General features: G+C 75.2%; 16 protein-coding genes. 8 read left to right on the forward strand and 8 right to left on the reverse strand.

Annotated elements, in window-relative coordinates; genetic code table 11:
• Nucleotides 1-114: 114 nt before the first annotated feature.
• Complete coding sequence (gene fabG / locus ACGF7U_RS22290; protein ID WP_393109494.1) at nucleotides 115-873, forward strand: 3-oxoacyl-ACP reductase FabG; 759 nt, start codon at nucleotides 115-117, stop codon at nucleotides 871-873.
• Between the two features lie 139 nt (nucleotides 874-1,012).
• Here the strand turns inward: fabG and ACGF7U_RS22295 are convergent, their stop codons facing one another.
• Both ACGF7U_RS22295 and ACGF7U_RS22300 read right to left on the reverse strand, forming a co-directional pair.
• The gene (locus tag ACGF7U_RS22295) at nucleotides 1,013-1,432 is read right to left on the reverse strand and encodes a hypothetical protein (RefSeq protein ID WP_393109496.1); all 420 of its coding nucleotides are present in this window, start codon (nucleotides 1,430-1,432) and stop codon (nucleotides 1,013-1,015) included.
• Nucleotides 1,425-1,820, reverse strand: coding sequence for a hypothetical protein (locus ACGF7U_RS22300; protein ID WP_393109498.1), 396 nt, complete (start codon nucleotides 1,818-1,820; stop codon nucleotides 1,425-1,427). Before ACGF7U_RS22300 ends, ACGF7U_RS22295 begins: the two co-directional genes overlap by 8 nt.
• Before the next feature lie 304 nt (nucleotides 1,821-2,124).
• On the opposite strand from ACGF7U_RS22300, the gene ACGF7U_RS22305 reads away from it, so the two are divergent.
• The 4 genes from ACGF7U_RS22305 to erm all read left to right on the forward strand — a co-directional run bounded on the left by ACGF7U_RS22305 (nucleotide 2,125) and on the right by erm (nucleotide 7,285).
• A complete protein-coding gene (locus ACGF7U_RS22305; protein ID WP_393109500.1) occupies nucleotides 2,125-3,495 on the forward strand; it encodes a glycosyltransferase family 2 protein in 1,371 nt (456 codons plus the stop codon).
• 128 nt (nucleotides 3,496-3,623) lie between these two features.
• A complete protein-coding gene (locus ACGF7U_RS22310; RefSeq protein ID WP_393109502.1) occupies nucleotides 3,624-4,844 on the forward strand; it encodes a glycosyltransferase in 1,221 nt (406 codons plus the stop codon).
• A gap of 105 nt (nucleotides 4,845-4,949) precedes the next feature.
• On the forward strand, nucleotides 4,950-5,855 hold the full coding sequence (locus tag ACGF7U_RS22315) for a Gfo/Idh/MocA family protein (protein WP_393109636.1): 906 nt from the start codon (nucleotides 4,950-4,952) through the stop codon (nucleotides 5,853-5,855).
• Nucleotides 5,856-6,487: 632 nt separating this feature from the next.
• Nucleotides 6,488-7,285 (forward strand): ErmE/ErmH/ErmO/ErmR family 23S rRNA (adenine(2058)-N(6))-methyltransferase, encoded by a 798-nt coding sequence (gene erm, locus ACGF7U_RS22320; RefSeq protein WP_393109503.1) that lies wholly within the window; start codon nucleotides 6,488-6,490, stop codon nucleotides 7,283-7,285.
• Nucleotides 7,286-7,303: 18 nt separating this feature from the next.
• On the opposite strand, the gene ACGF7U_RS22325 is transcribed toward erm, so the two are convergent.
• Nucleotides 7,304-7,495, reverse strand: coding sequence for a DUF2795 domain-containing protein (locus tag ACGF7U_RS22325; RefSeq protein WP_393109505.1), 192 nt, complete (start codon nucleotides 7,493-7,495; stop codon nucleotides 7,304-7,306).
• 150 nt (nucleotides 7,496-7,645) lie between these two features.
• Between ACGF7U_RS22325 and ACGF7U_RS22330 the strand changes: the two genes are divergently transcribed.
• Nucleotides 7,646-8,902, forward strand: a complete 1,257-nt coding sequence (locus ACGF7U_RS22330) for an erythromycin esterase family protein (protein ID WP_393109507.1) — start codon at nucleotides 7,646-7,648, stop codon at nucleotides 8,900-8,902.
• Here ACGF7U_RS22330 and ACGF7U_RS22335 read toward each other — a convergent pair.
• Nucleotides 8,884-9,525, reverse strand: coding sequence for a TetR/AcrR family transcriptional regulator (locus ACGF7U_RS22335; protein WP_393109509.1), 642 nt, complete (start codon nucleotides 9,523-9,525; stop codon nucleotides 8,884-8,886). The two genes, ACGF7U_RS22330 and ACGF7U_RS22335, sit on opposite strands and share 19 nt — an antisense overlap.
• Before the next feature lie 103 nt (nucleotides 9,526-9,628).
• Between ACGF7U_RS22335 and ACGF7U_RS22340 the strand changes: the two genes are divergently transcribed.
• Nucleotides 9,629-10,270 (forward strand): CatB-related O-acetyltransferase, encoded by a 642-nt coding sequence (locus ACGF7U_RS22340; protein ID WP_393109511.1) that lies wholly within the window; start codon nucleotides 9,629-9,631, stop codon nucleotides 10,268-10,270.
• Between the two features lie 96 nt (nucleotides 10,271-10,366).
• On the opposite strand, the gene ACGF7U_RS22345 is transcribed toward ACGF7U_RS22340, so the two are convergent.
• The 3 genes from ACGF7U_RS22345 to ACGF7U_RS22355 all read right to left on the reverse strand — a co-directional run bounded on the left by ACGF7U_RS22345 (nucleotide 10,367) and on the right by ACGF7U_RS22355 (nucleotide 13,711).
• Nucleotides 10,367-12,565, reverse strand: coding sequence for an MMPL family transporter (locus tag ACGF7U_RS22345; protein ID WP_393109513.1), 2,199 nt, complete (start codon nucleotides 12,563-12,565; stop codon nucleotides 10,367-10,369).
• Nucleotides 12,566-12,604: 39 nt separating this feature from the next.
• On the reverse strand, nucleotides 12,605-13,150 hold the full coding sequence (locus tag ACGF7U_RS22350) for a TetR/AcrR family transcriptional regulator (RefSeq protein ID WP_393109515.1): 546 nt from the start codon (nucleotides 13,148-13,150) through the stop codon (nucleotides 12,605-12,607).
• Between the two features lie 129 nt (nucleotides 13,151-13,279).
• Nucleotides 13,280-13,711 (reverse strand): winged helix-turn-helix transcriptional regulator, encoded by a 432-nt coding sequence (locus ACGF7U_RS22355; protein WP_393109517.1) that lies wholly within the window; start codon nucleotides 13,709-13,711, stop codon nucleotides 13,280-13,282.
• 78 nt (nucleotides 13,712-13,789) lie between these two features.
• Here ACGF7U_RS22355 and ACGF7U_RS22360 point away from each other — a divergent pair, with 78 nt between their 5' ends.
• On the forward strand, nucleotides 13,790-15,334 hold the full coding sequence (locus ACGF7U_RS22360; RefSeq protein ID WP_393109519.1) for an MFS transporter: 1,545 nt from the start codon (nucleotides 13,790-13,792) through the stop codon (nucleotides 15,332-15,334).
• A 167-nt stretch (nucleotides 15,335-15,501) separates the two neighbouring features.
• Here ACGF7U_RS22360 and ACGF7U_RS22365 read toward each other — a convergent pair whose 3' ends face one another.
• Entirely contained in the window at nucleotides 15,502-16,914 is a 1,413-nt protein-coding gene (locus tag ACGF7U_RS22365; RefSeq protein ID WP_393109521.1) for a PLP-dependent aminotransferase family protein, read from the reverse strand.
• Between the last annotated feature and the right edge of the window lie 20 nt (nucleotides 16,915-16,934).

Below are 16,934 nucleotides of genomic sequence, written 5' to 3' on the forward strand. Positions count from 1 at the left end.
GGTAGCCGCAACGTGCTCGTGGCGGGGTCCACGACCGCCGTCCCTCGCCGGTCCGGCCCCGCGTACGCCTGGGTTAAGCTCCTTCGATCGAACGCAAGTTACCGGGAGGTAGGCATGTCGGAGGAGCAGCGGGTCGCCATCGTCACGGGGGCGGCGCGGGGGATCGGGGCGGCCACCGCCCGCCGGCTGGCTGCCGACGGCCTCGCGGTCGCGGTGGTCGACATCGACGAGTCGGCGACCGGGGAGACCGTGGACGCGATCGCCGCGGCCGGCGGCCGGGCGCTCGGCGTCGGCGCGGACGTCTCCGACCGGGCCCAGGTCGAGGCCGCCGTCGAGCGGGTCGCCGCCGAGCTGGGCGCGCCGACCGTGCTGGTCAACAACGCCGGCGTGCTCCGCGACAACCTGCTGTTCAAGATGACCGACGCCGACTGGGACACGGTCATGGGCGTGCACCTGCGCGGCGCGTTCCTGTTCAGCCAGGCCGCCCAGAAGCACATGGTCGAGGCGAGGTGGGGCCGGATCGTCAACCTGTCCAGCACCTCCGCGCTGGGCAACCGGGGCCAGGCGAACTACTCCGCCGCGAAGGCCGGTCTCCAGGGCTTCACCAAGACCCTCGCGGTCGAGCTGGGCCCGTTCGGGGTGACCGTCAACGCGGTCGCGCCCGGTTTCATCGTCACCGACATGACCGCCGCCACCGCGGCCCGGATGAAGGTCGACTTCGAGGCGCTCCAGAAGCACGCCGAGTCGGAGATCCCGGTCCGCCGGGTCGGCCGGCCGGAGGACGTGGCGCACACCATCGCGTTCCTGGCCAGCGAGGGGGCGTCCTTCGTGTCGGGTCAGGTCATCTACGTCGCCGGCGGTCCCAAGGACTGACCCGCCCGCCCCGGCGGGCCACCGCCCGCCGGGGTCGGGCCGGTCTTCCCGGGAGCGACCGGTTCCCGGGCGGTCACGTCGCCGCTGCCGGCGTCCACGCCGAACGCGCCCGCACGGCCGCCGGGTGCACCGAGCCGGGTCAGGCGGGGTCGCGCCGGGTGCGCCAGAGCCAGAGCAGGCCGAGCACCGGCAGGACCAGCGGGATGTAGCCGTAGCCGCTGCCGAACCGCGACCAGACCGTCTCGTCGGGGAAGAGTTCCGGGTCGGCCACGCTGAGGATCCCGACGCCGAGCACCCCGGCCAGCTCCACGGTGCAGCACGCCAGGGCGACGCGCCGGCCGGCGGCGCCGGCGCGGGCCAGCCCCACCGCCGCGACGATGTAGATGGCCGCGGCGAGCGCCGAGAGCAGGTACGCCACGGGCGCCTCGTCGAACTTCGTGGCGATCTGCAGGCCGGCGCGGCTCGTCGCGGCGATCGCGAAGAGCAGGTAGACCGCGATCAGCAGCCGTCCCGGGCCGGCGTTGGTCCGCTTCCGCTCCGGGGCCCGCGCCTCAGCCACCCAGCACCTCCCACGTCTGCTGGAGCCGTACGACGACCACCGGCGTGACCAGGCAGACCGCGCAGACGATGGCCGAGCCCCAGCGGGTCGGCTCCATCCTGGCCAGCACCCAGGCCAGGGGCGGCAGGCAGACCAGCGTGGCCAGGTACCCGAAGAAGGCCCCCGGCTCGCCCGGCCGCTCGCCGCCGCCGAGGGCGACCAGCGCGAACCCGGTAAGCGCGAGCAGCGCCGCCTCCAGCACGGCCAGGCCCGCGAACTGCACCCGGTCCGGCGCGCGGCGCCGCAGTGTCGCCACCAGGGCCCAGGCGGCGACGAGGAGCGAGAGCGCGATCGAGGCGGTCGCGAGGAGCCCGTCCACCGGCGAACCGGCCGAGGCTGCGCTGGTCATCGGGGCCATCCGGGGCGCGGTTCGGTCACCGGCACAGCCTACTAACCCGCGTAGTACACCCGGTCACCCGCCGCCCCGCCGCGACGGCGCGTCGTCCGCCCGCCCGGCCTGCTGGCGCGCGGCGTCCGAGGGAGTCGTGCTGGTCGGCGCGGGGAGCGGGTCCGGCCGGGGCGACGACTGTCGCGAAGGGACGTTCCTACCCCTATCGACCCCTACTCATGTATTACGAAAACCTTTCGGAACGCTACTCTCTGGCTATCTCGCTGACCTCCGATGGCAAGTTCGTCCGACGGAGAGGATCGCCATGTCGCTGCCCACCATCCGCCCGGCGCTGAGCGTGGTGATGCCGACCTACCAGGATCCGCAGTGCCTCGCGCTGACCCTCCAGGCGCTGACCCGCCAGACACTGCCGGCGGAACGCTTCGAAGTGATCGTGGTCCGGGACGGTGGATCCTCCGACGGGTACGCCGAGGCTCTCGCCGAAGGCGCCGGCCTCCGCCTGCGCCTGGTGGAGCTGCCCCGGCGCAAGGGCCGCTCCGGCGCCCGGAACGAGGGGGCGCGGTGCGCCTCCGCGCCCTTGCTGGTCTTCCTCGACGCCGACTCGTGGGCGGTGCCCGACCTGTTGGAGAGACACCTGGCGTGGCACAGCGCGCCCGGCAACGCGGCGGTGCTGATCGGCCGGCGGGACGAGATCGGCCTCGCCGACCTGCCCGCCGTGCTGGCCGGCGAGTCGCACACGATTCCGCGCGCCTTCCCACACGGTGGCGACCTGCGGTTCGCGATGGGACTGCCGGACGACGACAGCGACTGGCTCCGGGCCGGCTGGGTGGTCGCCTACACGCACAACATCTCGCTCGCCAGCTCCCGCTTCGCCCAGGTCGGTGGCTACCGCGAGGCGTTCGGTCTGAGCTACGGCGTGGAGGACGTAGAGCTGTTCTACCGCGTGGACCGGAGCCTGCCGGACGGCGTCAACTTCGGCTACGACGACGACGCCCGGGTCGTCCACCTGCCGCACCACAAGAACATCACCCGCAACTGGATGGAGATGAAGGCCAACTTCCAGCAGGCCGCGCGGATGTACCCCTGCCTGGAGTGGGAGTTCCTCACCGCGGTCATGGGGTACGAGGCCATCCGGCGGATCCTGCACTACCGGGCGCTCATCGACGAGTGCGTCGAGCGGTCGGCCTGCGCCATCGGGCCCGCCGCCGCGCGCCTCGCCGGCCGGTTGCGGGGGCCCAGGGCGCTCTGGATCGGCACCGGCCGCGCCGACTCCGGGCTGCCCGCCTCGGCGCTCACCTACGACTACGCCGCACCCATCGGGCCGACCAACTTCCACCTGCTCGGCGTCGCCCCACCCATGCCGCCCGGCAGTCTGGACGCGGTGGTCAGCGTCGACTTCTGGCGGTACCTGCTGTGGCCGGAACTCTGCCAGTTCATCTCCGCCTCGCTGCTGCTGGCCGGCGAGGTCCATCTGGTCGCCACCGCCGACCAGACGCCGGGGATGTGCGCCGCCGACCCGCGGACGCTGGACTACCTGCGCCAGACCCAGGCCGCCCAGTGCGCGACCGAGCTGCGCGCGGTCGAGGGGCTCGGTCACGTGCTGACGTTGCGGGCTCCCCAGCCCGCCACCAGCGCCGCGCGCCGCGCGCCCGGCCAGGTCGCCGCCAGGGCCTGACCCACGGCACCGGCGGGCCGCTCCCCGCGCCGGGGTGGCCGCCCGACGGTGCGGCCGGGCCCGACGTGGGTGTCCCGGCCAGTCCCACCGCGCCCGGATCCGCCGCTCGAGACGGAAAGGCGAGCATCATGCGCGTACTGCTGTCGACCCTCGGGTCACGCGGCGACGTCCAACCGCTGGTGGCGTTGGCAGCGCGGTTGAAGGCTCTGGACCTGCAGGTCCGCCTCTGCGCCCCGCCGGACTTCGCCCGGTGGGTGGCCGGCTTCCAGATCCCCTTCGTGCCCGTCGGTCCGCCCTGGCGCAGGTCGGCGGCGCCCCGGTCGCGGGCCGCCGTGCCCCGGCCCTCGCCGGCACGGGTACGCCAGCTGGCCGAGTCCTCCATCGCCATCCAGTTCGAGGTGCTGTCGGCGGCGGCCCGGGACTGTGACGTCCTCCTCGCGGCGACCGGCCTCCAGATCGCCGCCCGCACCGTGGCGGAAAGACGGGGCATACCGTACGTCTTCGCGGCGCTCTGCCCGGCGGCCCTTCCCGCACCGCACCACCCCCCGTTGCCGCTGCCGGTCCTCGGGGAGGTGCCCGCGCCCGACTCGGCCGACAACCGCGAACTGTGGGCCGCCAACCTGCGGCACGTCAACGACACCTTCGGCGCGCCGCTCAACGCGCTGCGGGCGGCGGTGGGACTGGTTCCGGTCGACGACGTCAGCGCCCACATCCACACCGACCAGCCGTGGCTGGCCGCCGACCCGACACTGGCGCCCTGGCCGGATGCCGACACGGCTGTCTATCAACCGGGCGCCTGGCTGCTGCCGGACGAGCGGCCGCTGCCCACCGAGCTGACGACCTTCCTGGACGCCGGCGAGCCGTGCGTCTACGTCGGATTCGGCAGCATCGCCGCACCCCCGGGCCTGCTGGAGACGGCTGTCCAGGCGGTGCGCGCGGTCGGCTGCCGGCTGGTCGTCTCCCGGGGCTGGGCACCCCTCTCGCCGGTCGACCGGGCGCCCGACTGCATGGTCGTCGGCGAGGTGAACCAGCAGGCGCTGTTCAAGAGGGTGGCCGCGGCGGTCCACCACGGCGGCTCGGGCACCACGACCACGGCGGCGCGGGCCGGGACACCGCAGGTCGTCATACCGCAGGTCTACGACCAGCACTACTTCGCGCGCCGGGTGTCCGCACTCGGCATCGGCAGCGCGCACCCCGGCGCGGTACCGACCGTCGAGTCGCTGACCGCGGCGCTCGGCGCCGCACTACGTCCCGAGGTGGCCGCCCGCGCCCGCGCGTTCGCCGCCGTCGTACGCGCCGACGGAGCGCAGGTCGCCGCGGAGCGGTTGACCGCCACTCTGCGGGCCTGAGCAGGCCGTCACCGAGCACCCACCGGCCGGGCAGCACTGCGGCGGGGAAGGCCCCGCGACGGATCCTCGCGGGTACCGTGGTGTGACGACGACGTGGAGGTTCTCGTGGTGCGGTTCGGGTTGTTCGGCACCGGTCACTGGGCGGCGGAGACGCACGGCGCGGCGCTGGACGCGCACCCGGGGGTCGCGTTCGCGGGCGTGTGGGGCCGCGACCCGCGCAAGGCCGCCGCCCTGGCCGAGCGCTACGGGGTGCCGGCGTTCGACGACGCCGACGCGCTGATCGACGCCTGCGACGCGGTCGCCGTGGCCCTCCCGCCGGACGTCCAGGCCGGCATCGCGGTCCGCGCGGCCACCGCCGGCCGCCACCTGCTGCTGGACAAGCCGCTCGCGTTGCGCGTCGCCGACGCCGACCGGGTGGTCGAGGCCGCGCAGGCGGCGGGCGTCGCCTCGGTGGTCTTCTTCACCGGCCGCTACCAGCCGGACGTCGCCGGCTTCCTCGCCTCGACGGCCGCCGTCGGCGGCTGGCACACCGCCAAGGCGATCCGGTTCGGGTCCATCTTCCAGCCCGGCAGCCCGTACGGGGCCTCGCCCTGGCGCCGGGAGCACGGCGCGCTCTGGGACATCGGCCCGCACGCGCTGTCGCTCCTCCTGCCGGTGCTCGGCCGGGTCACCCGCGTCGCCGCGATGGACGGGCCGCGGGGGCTCGTCCACCTGCTCCTCACCCACGACGGGGGCGCGACCAGCACGGTGTCGCTGACCCTGGACGCCCCGCCGGAGGCGGTGAGCCGGGAGTTCGTCTTCTACGGCGAGAACGGCGTCGAGACCGTCCCGCCCGGCGAGGGCGACTCGGCGACCGCGTTCGGGGTGGCGATCGACCAGTTGCTGGAGGAGATCGGGTCGGGCACCCGCGACCACCGCTGCGACGTGCGCTTCGGCCGCGAGGTCGTCGCCGTGCTCGCCGCCGCCGAGACCGCCCGCGCCGAGGGTCGCACCGTCGACGTGGCGGGCTGAGCAGGAACCGGAGCGCCTGCTCCGACGCCTCCCCGGCCACCCGGCGCCGCGACCGCGGTCCAGGACGGCCGCCGCCGCGGCAGTGACGCCGCCGGGTGGATCGGCGGGTCGGGCGGAAATGCGGTCGCCGGGCGGGGCCGGCGGCGCTAGGGTCGCGGACATGTCTCCGCACGCTCTGATCGAGGGGGTCGGCACGCCGGCCGCCTTCGGGCCGCTCCTGGTGGCCCGCCCGCGAGTCCGGCGTCCGGCCCTGGCCGGCGCGACCCGCGACTGATCCCGCACCGCACACGCAGCACCCTTCGCCCGGTCCCACCCGGGCGCCGGGCGCCGTCCCACCGCCGTCCCACCGCCGTCCCGGGTGACCTCCCCGGAGTGAGCGCCGCCCGTCGGCGACACCCCGGCCACCGACCCGGCCGTGGCGTGCCGCACGCCACCCCGGCCGTCGGCCCGGCGGTGGGTTGCCGCACGCGACCCCGGTCCCCGGTCCGGCGGTGGCGTGCCGCCGTGCGCCGCCGATCCGAAGTTCCGCGCCACGCCCAGGGCCGTCCGAGTCCACTCTTCCCTCGGACAGGCCCCGCCTGCGGCTGCCTGTCCGCCGCGTCGCCGCTCGGCGACAGACAGGACGATGACCCGTGGCGCCCCGCCGTACCCGAGAAACCGAACGCGACCGGTCCCGTCGCGTACTCTCCCAGAACTTCCTCGCCGACCCGGCCGCGATCGCCCGGGTGGTCCACGCCGCCCGCCCCGCCCCCGACCGGCTCCTGCTGGAGGTGGGCGCCGGCCGGGGCCAGCTCACCCGGCCGCTCGCGGCCCGCTGCCGGCACCTGACGGCGTACGAGGTGGACCCGGCCGCCGGCGCCGAGCTGGCCAGGGTCTGCGCGACCCTGCCGAACGTGACCCACCGGCAGGTCGACTTCCTCACCGTCCCGCCGCCGCCCGAGGAGTTCGACGTCGTCGGCAACATCCCCTGGTCGCTCACCTCGGCCGTGGTGCGGTGGTGCCTGGCCGCGCCGGGACTGCGCGCGGCGACCCTGCTCACCCAGCTCGAGTACGCCCGCCGGCGCAGCGGCGACTACGGCCGGTGGACCCGGCTCACCGTGCTGACCTGGCCGGAGTTCGGCTGGCGCCTCGCCGGCCGGGTGCCCCGCACCGCGTTCCGCCCGGTCCCGAGGGTGGACGCCGGCATCCTGCGCGTCGAGCGGCGGCCGGAGCCGCTGCTGGCCGCGTCGGCGCTGCCCGCGTACCGCCGGATGGTGGAGATCGGCTTCGACGGGGTCGGCGGCTCGCTCGCGGCCTCGCTGGCCCGGCACCACCCGCGGGCGCGGCTGTCGGCGGCGCTGCGGGCGACCCGGCTCGACCCGGCCACCCCGGTCGGGCACGTCTGGCCGGAGCAGTGGCTGGTGCTGTTCCGGCTGCTGCACGCCCGCTGAAGCCGGGCGGGGCGGCGGTCAGGCCAGCGTGTTCAGGGCCTCGCCGAGTTCGGCGGGGGAGTCGAACTCCTCCGCCGGCAGGGCCTTGAGCGTCTGGAGCATCTCCGTGCTGACGCCGTTCTCCTGGCCCCAGCGGACCAGGTCCTCGCGGGAGACCGGGTAGTCGAGCCCGGCCAGGTACTCCTGCAACTGCACGCCGGTGACGGTCATGCCGGCGGGCTACCCGCTCAGCCCGCCGGCACACCGCCCGCTCCGACTCCGGTCCCGCCGTCGCCCCGGCCGGTCGCGGGTCGTCCCGCCGGTCGCCGCGCCCGTCGGCGACCGGCGTTTGCCCGGCGACACGCCGGGTAGCCGCCCGCCATGCTGGTTCAGCGGCTCGGCGCGCCGAGCGACTTCGACCCGTTGCTGGAGCGCGTCCGGGACGCCCGGATCGTGATGATCGGCGAGGCGACGCACGGCACCTACGACTACTACCGGCTGCGCGAACAGCTCACCCGCCGGCTCATCGCCGAGTGCGGCTTCTCCTTCGTCGCGGTGGAGGGGGACTGGCCGGACTGCGACCGGGTGCACCGCTCGGTGACCGGCGCGCCGGGCGGGGCGGTCGAGCCGCGCGCCGCGCTGGAGCGGTTCGAGCGCTGGCCGACGTGGATGTGGGCGAACGCCGAGGTGGCCCGGTTCTGCAGCTGGCTGCGGGCGTGGAACGTCGAGCGGCCGGCGGAGGCCCGGGCCGGCTTCCACGGCCTGGACGTCTACAGCCTCTGGGAGTCCATGCAGGCGATCTTCGACTACCTCGGCGAGGAGGATCCGGCGTCGCTGGAGGCGGCGCAGGACGCGTACCGCTGCTTCGAGCCGTACGGCAAGCGCGTCGAGGAGTACGGCATGGCCAGCCGGTTCGTCTCCGCGCGGTGCGAGGAGGAGGTCGTCCGGCTGCTGGCGCGTACCCGCGAACAGGCCGCCGCAGACGGCCCGGACAGCTTCTCGGCCTGGCAGAACGCGGAGGTGGTGGCCGGCGCGGAGCGCTACTACCGGGCCATGGTCCGCGGCGGGCCGGAGTCGTGGAACGTCCGGGACATCCACATGGCGGACACGCTGGACCGGCTGCTGGACCGCTACGGGCCCGGCGCCCGGGGGATCGTCTGGGCGCACAACACACACGTCGGGGACGCCCGGGCCACCGACATGGCCGCCGACGGGATGATCAACATCGGCCAGTTGGCCCGCGAGCGGCACGGGGCCGACGAGGTGGTCCTGGTCGGCTTCGGCAGCTACCGGGGCACGGCGATCGCCGCGCCGCGTTGGGGCTCGCCGGCCGAGGCGATGGCGGTGCCGCCGGCCCGCCCCGGCTCGGTCGAGCACCGGCTGCACGAGCTGATGCCGGAGCGGGCCGTGCTCGTCTTCGGCGGCCCCGACCAGCCGGGCTGGGTCACCGGAACCGCCGACCACCGGGCGATCGGGGTGGTCTACGACCCCTCGTTCGAGTCCTGGGGCAACTACGTGCCGACCCGGCTGGGGGAGCGGTACGACGCCTTCGTCTGGTGCGACGAGACCACCGCCCTGCACCCGCTGCCCGCCCTGACCACCCCCGGCGAGATGGAGACCTACCCGGCCGGCGTCTGATCGTCCGGCGCCCGCGGAGCCGGCGCCGCGCGCAGGGCGCCGGCCCGGGCGGCGGCCAGCGCCGCGTCGGCGGCCCGGTCGGCGACCGCCGTGTCGACCGGTTCCCCGCTGACGAAGAGCCGGTAGTAGAGCGGGGCGACGGCCACCCGGACCACCTCGGTGGGGTCGGTGTCGGCGGGCAGCTCGCCCCGCGCGACCGCGCGGCGTACGACCGGCGCGGCCTGCTCGTGCCGGGCGGCGAGGAAGGCGTGCAGGGCGCGGGCGGCCGATGGGTTCTGCACCGCCGCGGAGACGAAGGCGGTGGCGACCGGGCCGTCCTCGGGGTCGGTGAAGCCGATCAGCACCTCCCGGGTCAGCGCCCGCAGGTCGCCGGCGATGTCCCCGGTGTCCGGGACCGGCCACGGCTCGCCGCTGGCCAGCTCCAGGGCGTCGGCGATCAGCCCCTCGACATTGCCCCAGCGCCGGTAGACGGTGGTCTTGTGCACGCCGGAGCGTTCGGCGACCGCCTCGACGGTCAGCCCCTGGTAGCCCCGCTCGGCCAGCTCGGCCAGGGTGGCCGCGCGGACGGCGGCGCGGACCCGGGCGGTGCGGCCGCCGGGGCGGGTGGCGCGGTCGGAAGACAAAGGCAACTCCAGTTGCGTTACGACGGCGGGGCTGGCAAGCTGATCCTATCGCAACGACAGTTGCGTTTAGGTGTCGCGCCGTGCGCGGTGGAGAAGGAGCCGCATGACCGCCGTCCCGAACCCGATGACCCGCTATCCGCTGCCCGGCTTCGACCGGGTCGCCTTCCTCAAGCCCGTCGTCACCTCGCCGACGATCGAGGTCGGGGAGTACACCTACTACGACGACCCCGCCGGGCCGGCCGACTTCGAGCGCACCAACGTGCTCTACGCGTACGGGCCGGAGCGGCTGGTCATCGGGCGGTACTGCGCGATCGCCGCCGGCACCCGGTTCCTGATGGCCGGCGGGGCCCACCCCACGGCCGGGGTCTCCACGTACCCGTTCGCCATGTTCGAGGGCGCCTGGCGGGACGCCACGCTGGACCTCGCGACCGGCATGCCGAGCCGGGGCGACACGGTGGTCGGCAACGACGTCTGGTTCGGCTACGGCTGCCTGATCATGCCCGGCGTGCGGATCGGCGACGGGGCGATCATCGCGGCCGGATCGGTGGTCACGGCGGATGTCGAGCCGTACGCCGTGGTGGGCGGGAATCCGGCGCGGCTGATCCGACGGCGCTTCGAGGCGGCCGACGTGCAACGGCTGCTCGACCTGGCGTGGTGGGACTGGCCGGCGGAGCAGGTGGCCCGGCACGCCCGCACCATCATGGCGGGCTCCCCGGCCGACCTGGAACGGGCGGTACGCGGCTGATCCGGGGCCGCCGCATCCGCACCGCCGACGGCGGCCGGGCGCCCGTACGCAGCGGCCCGCCCGGCGTCCCACCGGACGCCGGGCGGGCCGGGCGGCTCAGCTGCGGGGGCCCACCGGCGCCCGCTCGTCTAGGTGGGCGCGCAGGCCCTCGCCCTCGATGTCGACGTTGGGCAGGACCTTCTCCAGCCAGCGCGGCAGCCACCAGGCGCCCCGGCCGAGCAGCGACATCACCGCCGGCACGATGGTCATCCGCACCACGAAGGCGTCGATGGCGACACCGACCGCGAGCGCGAAGCCCATCGACTTGATCACCGGGTCGTCGAGGAACACGAAGCCGCCGAAGACGGAGATCATGATCAGCGCGGCGGCGGTGACCACCCGGGCCCCGTGCCCCATCCCGTTGATGGTCGCCTGCTGCGCGGTGTCGCCGTGCACGAAGTCCTCCCGCATCCGGGAGACCAGGAAGACCTCGTAGTCCATCGCCAGGCCGAACAGGATGCCGATCAGCAGGATCGGCAGGAAGCTGACCAGCGGGCCGGGCGTGTCCAGGCCGACCAGGTCGGCGAGGTGGCCCTGCTGGAACACCGCCACCGTGATGCCGAACGTGGCGGCGACGGTGAGCAGGAAGCCCAGCGCGGCCTTGACCGGCACCAGCACCGAGCGGAAGACGAGCATCAGCAGCAGCACCGAGAGCCCGACCACCAGCAGCAGGTAGACCGGCAGGGCGTCGGAGAGCTTCTCGGAGACGTCGATGCCGATGGCGGTCGCGCCGGTCAGCAGCACGTCCACGTCGCGGAACTCGCCGACCGACGCCCGGACGTCGTTGACCAGCGTCTCGGTGGCCTCGTCGGTGGGCCCCGTCTTCGGCACCACGCCGAGCAGCGCGGTGCGCCCGTCCGGGCTGAGCTGCGGCGGAGCCACCGCTAGGACGTTGTCGGTGCGCTGGATCAGCGCGGTGACCTGCGGGATGGCGGCCGAGGTGGCCTGCGGGGTGTCACCGGCGACCACGACCGCGAGCCGGCCGGTGAAGCCCGGCCCGAAGCCCTCGGTGATCAGGTCGTTCGACGCCCGGGCGGGCGAACCGACCGGCGCGGCGCCCGCGTCCGGCAGCGCCAGCCGCATGTCGGGCGTGGGCAGCGCCAGCAGGCCCAGCCCGAGCAGCCCGACCAGGATGACGGGCACCCGGAACCGGGTGACGGCGCGCGCCCAGCGGAACCCGAACCCGGAGCGGTCCTCGGCGGCCGGCGGGGCGTCGGCCGCCCCGTCCCCGGCCGGCGTCGACGAGCGCAGCTTGCGGGGAAGCACCCGCCGGCCGGCGAAGCCGAGCAGGGCGGGCTGGAGGGTGATCGCGACCAGCACCGCGACGGTGACGGTGGCGGCGGCGGCCAGACCCATCACGGTCAGGAACGGGATGTTCACCACGGCCAGGCCGGCCAGCGCGATGACCACGGTGGCCCCGGCGAAGAGCACGGCTGAGCCGGCCGTGCCCACCGCGCGGCCCACCGCCTCGTCCGGCGGCAGCCCCTCCATCAGGTTCTGCCGGTAGCGGGAGGTGATGAAGAGCGAGTAGTCGATGCCGACGGCCAGGCCGAGCATCAGGGCGAGGATCGGCGCGGTGCTGGTCAGGTCGACCACGCTGCTGAGCGCGAAGAGCCCCGCCATGCCGACGCCCACGCCGATCAGGGCGTTGAGCATGGTCATTCCGGCCGCCACCAGCGACCCGAACGTGACCACCAGGACGATCGCGGCGATCGCGACGCCGATCGCCTCGGTCGAGCCGACCTCCGGCACGGCGTTGAGCACCTCGCCGCCGGGCGCGACCTGCCAGCCCTGGGCCTCGGCCCGCGCGCCGACCTGCTCGTACGCGTCGCGCTGGGCGTCGGTCACCTCGTCGGCGCGGGTGGCGAACTGGACCTGGACCAGCGCGTACCGGCCGTCGGGGGAGACCGCCCCCACCTGGAACGGGTCGACGGCGCCGACCACCCCGGGCAGCGTCGCGGCCTCCTGGGTGAGTTCCTTCACCACGGCCTGCCCCTGGGGGCTGCCGAGCGCGCCGTCGGCGGGCGCCTTGACCGCGATCGTGCCGGTCGCGCCGCTGGCCGCCGGGAACTGCCCGGCGAGCAGGTCGAGGGCGCGCTGCGACTCCGTGCCGGGCATCGTGAAGTTGTCCGCTATCGGGCCGCGCAGGGTCGCGGCGGCGAGGCCGAGACCGACGAGTACGACGAGCCAGATCGCCGCGACGAGTCGCCGCCGGCGCATCGAGCCCCGGCCGAGCCGGTAGAGCAGGGTGGCCATGAGTTCCTTGTCCTCGCCTCGTGTGTGGTTGGGAACGAGTCAGTCGACGGGCTCGAGCGCCCGTCGTACGAGTGCCAGCAGGGCGGGGCGCAGTTCCTCGTCGGGCACGTCGATGAACTCGCCGCACGTCTCCGAGATGCCGGCGAGCACCACCAGCGCCGCGATCCGGGCGGCGGGTCGCTCCGGATGCCCGGCGAGCGCGTCGATCAGCCGCTCGGAGATCCGCTGGATGTGCGCGAAGGCGGGCTGCTGGAGCAACTCCGGGAACTCGCCCCGGAGCAGGGCGATCTCCCGTCGGAACCGGACCGCGAGGTCGACGAAGCCCTCCGCGGCGACCCGCTGGGCGGCCCCGCCGTGGTGCGCGGCGATCCGCTCGTCGAGCGCCTGGAGGACGTCGATGGCCGGGGCCATCAGCTCGGTGAGGATGGCCTCCTTGTTGGCGAAGTGGTAGAGCACCGCCGCCTTGGAGCAGCCCACCTCGCGGGCGATGTCCTGCAACGAGGTGCCCCGGTAGCCGGTCACCCCGAAACGCCGCGCCGCCGCCGCCAGGATCTCGTCGTGCGTCTCCGGTACCGCCCGTGCCATGCCGGTCCACCTCCCGAACCAGCATGCCTGACCGATCGGTCAGAGCCTGACCGATCGGTCAGATCGAGGGCGTGGTGTTCCCCACACGCCATCGGGGTTTGCTGTCGGGCCGAGCCGTTCCGCCGCCGCCTAGCCCGCCTCGCCGTGCGCCAGGTCGTACGTGGCCCGCGCCTGCGCGATGGCGGCGCGGTGCCGCTCGGCCCAGCTGGTCAGGGCGACCAGCGAGTCGTAGAGCTCCAGTGCGATCGGGGTGGCGGTGTACTCCACCTTCGGCGGCACGGTCGGGTAGACCGTCCGCTGCAGCAGGCCGTCGCGTTCCAGCTGGCGCAGGGTCAGGGTGAGCATCCGGCGGCTGATCCCCTCCACGTGGCGCTCCAACTCGGTGAAGCGCACCGGCCCCTGGGAGGCGGCGACCAGGATGCCGATGCTCCACTTGCCGCCCACCCGGTCGAGCACCTCCCGGACGGTGCACGCCTTGGCCTGGCCGGGGGTGAAGGGCGCGTCGCCGACCGCGCACGCCTGCGCCAGGTCAACGGACACATCGGTGTTCCCCTGGGACATGAAAGTGCCTCCTTATGCTGGGCCTCACGGTCACAGAAGATGTCTCTGGTAACAAACCATGCACTTAGGAGGCGTCCGATGTCCACCCCTACCGTCGACAAGCGCTGGCCGGCGCTGTTCGTGCTCTGCGCCGGCAGCCTGATGATCATCCTCGACGGCAGTATCGTCGCCGTGGCGCTGCCCGCCATCCAGCGGGACCTCGGCTTCACCGCGACGGGCCTGGCCTGGGTGGTCAACGCCTACCTCGTCGCCTTCGGCGGGCTGCTGCTGCTCGCCGGCCGTCTCGGCGACCTGCTCGGCCGCCGGACGGCCTTCCTGGCCGGCGTCACGCTGTTCACCGCGGCCTCGCTGCTCTGCGCGGTCGCGACCGGCCCGGAGGTGCTGATCGTGGCCCGCTTCCTCCAGGGCGTCGGCGGGGCGCTCACCATGGCGGTCAGCCTCGGCATGATCGTCCGGCTCTTCCCGGAACCGGCCGAGCGGGCCCGCGCCATCGCCGTCTTCAGCTTCACCGGCGCCGCCGGGGCGTCGATCGGCATGCTGGCGGGAGGCGTGCTCACCGACCTCGCCGGCTGGCCCGCCATCTTCGCGATCAACCTGCCGATCGGCCTGGCGATCCTGGTGGGCGCCGTGCGCCTGCTCGACGCCGACCGCGGGATGGGGCTGCGCGCCGGCCTGGACCTGCTCGGCGGGACGCTGGTCACCGGGGGCCTGATGCTCGCCGTGCTGGCGATCGTCGGCACCGAGGAACACGGCTGGGCCTCCACCCGGACGCTCGGCGTGGCCGGCCTCGCGGCGGCCCTGCTCGTGGCGTTCGCGCTGCGGCAGCGGTCGGCCGCGACCCCGCTGCTGCCGCCGCGGGTGCTGCGCACCCCCGACCTGGTCGCCGCGAACGTCGTGCAGTTCCTCATGGTCGCCGCGTACTTCGGCTTCCAGTTCCTGCTCGCCCTCGAACTCCAGCTGGTGCTGGATCTGGACCCGACGGCCACCGGGCTGGCCTTCCTGCCCACGCCGGTGACGATCGCGGTGATCTCGCTCGGCGTCGCCGGGCGGCTGATCGCCCGCCACGGCGCCCGGACGGTGCTGGTCACCGGCCTCGCGGTGGCCGTGGTCGCGTTCCTGCTGCTCGCCCGGATCCCGGTCGACGGCGGCTACCTGCCCGACGTGCTCCCGGCGGTGCTCCTCTTCGGCGTCGCCGGCGGGCTCACCCTGCCGGCGGTCACCACGCTGGCGATGGCCGGCGCCGACCCGGCCGACGCCGGGCTGGCCTCCGGCCTGGTCAACACCACCCAGCAGGTCGGTGGCGCGTTCGGGCTGGCCGCGCTCGCCACGCTGGCCGCCGGCCGCGCCGACGGCCTGCGGGACGCCGGCTGGACGGAGGCCGACGCGCTCGCCGCCGGCTACCGGACGGCGTTCGCCGTGGCCGCCGTCCTCGTCACGGCGGCGTTGCTGGTCGCCCTGGTGACCCTGCGCCGCCGCCCGACCCCGGCGACCCCGCCCACCGAGCCCACGGAGCCTGCCTCGTCCACCGAGCCTTCCTCGTCCACCGAGCCCACCAAGCCCACGGAGCCTGCCGCGCCCACCGAGCCCACCGAGCCCACCCCGGCCCGCCAGCCGGTCGGCTGACCGGCCGCGCCGGCCTGCGCGCCGAGCAGGCCGAGCCCTCCGCACCGGCGATCTTGCACTTTCGGCCCCCGACCTGCGTGGCTTGTCCCGCTTCGTCTGGGCAGAAAGTGCAAGATCGCGCGAGGGGGCGGGAGCGAGGGGCGGGGGTGGGGAGAGGGGTGGGGTGGTCAGGGGGCGGGTCGGGTGGGCAGCACTCGGGCCAGCGCGTCGAGGGCGCCGGGGTAGGCGTGCGAGGGCGGGGTGGCGTAGCCGACCACCAGGCCCTGCGGGTGTCCGCCGGGGGCGTGCCGGTGCCGGCCGAGGGAGCCCAGGGCCAGCCCGTGGCGGGCGGCCTCGGCCAGCACCTGCGACTCGTTCGGCCCGTCGGCCGGCAGCTCGACCAGGGCGTGCAGCCCGGCGGCGACGCCGCCCACCGCGTACCGGCCGCCGGCCGCGTCCAGCCGGCCCAGCAGCAGGTCCCGGCGGCGGCGATAGTGCCGGCGTACCGCGCGGACCTGCCGGTCGTAGCCGTGGCCGTCGATGAGGTCGGCGAGCGCGAGCTGCCCGATCGTCTCGGAGTGCAGGTCCAGGTGGCGCTTCGCCTCCACCACCGGCTCGACCAGCCGGGCCGGCAGCACCACCCAGGCCAGGCGCAGCGCGGGGCCGAGGGTCTTGGCGGCGGTGCCGACGTAGGCGACCTGCTCCGGCGCGGTGCCCTGGACCGCGCCGACGGGCTGCCGGTCGTAGCGGAACTCGCCGTCGTAGTCGTCCTCGATCACCAGCGCGTCCCGGTCGCGGGCCCACCGGGTCAGCGCGCGGCGGCGCTCGGGAGCCAGGGTCACCCCGGTCGGGTACTGGTGTGCCGGCGTCAGCACCGCTGCGGCCACGTCGGCGAGCGCGGTCGCGCCGAGCAGGTCGGTCCGGGCGCCGTGGGCGTCCACCGGCAGGGGCAGCACCGTGCCGCCCTGCCGGCGGGCCACCTCCCGGTGGAACGCGAGCCCCGGGTCCTCCATCGCCAGCACCGGCCGGCCCGCGTCCCGCAGCACGCCCACCAGCAGCGCGAGCGCCTGCACGTACCCGGTGGTGACCACGATCCGGTCCGGGTCGGCCAGGACGCCCCGGGCGCGGCCCAGGTAACCGGCGAGCGCGGTGCGCAGCTCGACCCGCCCGCGCGGGTCGCCGTAGCCGTAGGCGGCCGGCGGGGCGGCGGCCAGCGCCCGCCGGGTCGCGCGCAGCCAGGCGGTGACCGGGAAGGTGCCCAGGTCGGGGCTGCCGGGGCGCAGGTCGTAGCGGGGCGCGTCCGGGCCGGGCCGGACGGCGGCCGGCGCCGGGGCGGTGCGGCGCAGCGGGCTGACCTCGGTGCCGGAGCCGATCCGGGCCACCAGCCATCCCTCGGCGACCAGCTGGTCGTACGCGGCGCTGACCGTGCCCCGCGAGAGGCCGAGCTGCGCGGCGAGCGCCCGGGTGGCGGGCAGCCGGGTGGCCGGGGCCAGCCGCCCGTCGCGGATCGCGTCGCGCAGCGCCCGTTCCAGCCCGGCCCGGCGGCCGGTCGACGCGTCGAGCTCCAGGTGCAGGTCGACGCCGAAAGCGGCCCAGTCCATCGGCACGGGATTGGAGCTTA

The organism is Micromonospora sp. NPDC047670 (assembly GCF_043204915.1).
Taxonomy (GTDB): Bacteria; Actinomycetota; Actinomycetes; order Mycobacteriales; family Micromonosporaceae; genus Micromonospora.

Excerpts from the sequence above, each read along its gene's own strand:
- fabG (WP_393109494.1), top strand. The coding sequence starts at position 115 with ATGTCGGAGGAGCAGCGGGTCGCCATCGTCACGGGGGCGGCGCGGGGG.
- ACGF7U_RS22300 (WP_393109498.1), bottom strand. The coding sequence starts at position 1,820 with ATGACCAGCGCAGCCTCGGCCGGTTCGCCGGTGGACGGGCTCCTCGCG.
- ACGF7U_RS22305 (WP_393109500.1), top strand. The coding sequence starts at position 2,125 with ATGTCGCTGCCCACCATCCGCCCGGCGCTGAGCGTGGTGATGCCGACC.
- ACGF7U_RS22310 (WP_393109502.1), top strand. The coding sequence starts at position 3,624 with ATGCGCGTACTGCTGTCGACCCTCGGGTCACGCGGCGACGTCCAACCG.
- ACGF7U_RS22325 (WP_393109505.1), bottom strand. The coding sequence starts at position 7,495 with ATGACCGTCACCGGCGTGCAGTTGCAGGAGTACCTGGCCGGGCTCGAC.
- ACGF7U_RS22330 (WP_393109507.1), top strand. The coding sequence starts at position 7,646 with ATGCTGGTTCAGCGGCTCGGCGCGCCGAGCGACTTCGACCCGTTGCTG.
- ACGF7U_RS22340 (WP_393109511.1), top strand. The coding sequence starts at position 9,629 with ATGACCGCCGTCCCGAACCCGATGACCCGCTATCCGCTGCCCGGCTTC.
- ACGF7U_RS22345 (WP_393109513.1), bottom strand. The coding sequence starts at position 12,565 with ATGGCCACCCTGCTCTACCGGCTCGGCCGGGGCTCGATGCGCCGGCGG.
- ACGF7U_RS22350 (WP_393109515.1), bottom strand. The coding sequence starts at position 13,150 with ATGGCACGGGCGGTACCGGAGACGCACGACGAGATCCTGGCGGCGGCG.
- ACGF7U_RS22355 (WP_393109517.1), bottom strand. The coding sequence starts at position 13,711 with ATGTCCCAGGGGAACACCGATGTGTCCGTTGACCTGGCGCAGGCGTGC.
- ACGF7U_RS22360 (WP_393109519.1), top strand. The coding sequence starts at position 13,790 with ATGTCCACCCCTACCGTCGACAAGCGCTGGCCGGCGCTGTTCGTGCTC.
- ACGF7U_RS22365 (WP_393109521.1), bottom strand. The coding sequence starts at position 16,914 with ATGGACTGGGCCGCTTTCGGCGTCGACCTGCACCTGGAGCTCGACGCG.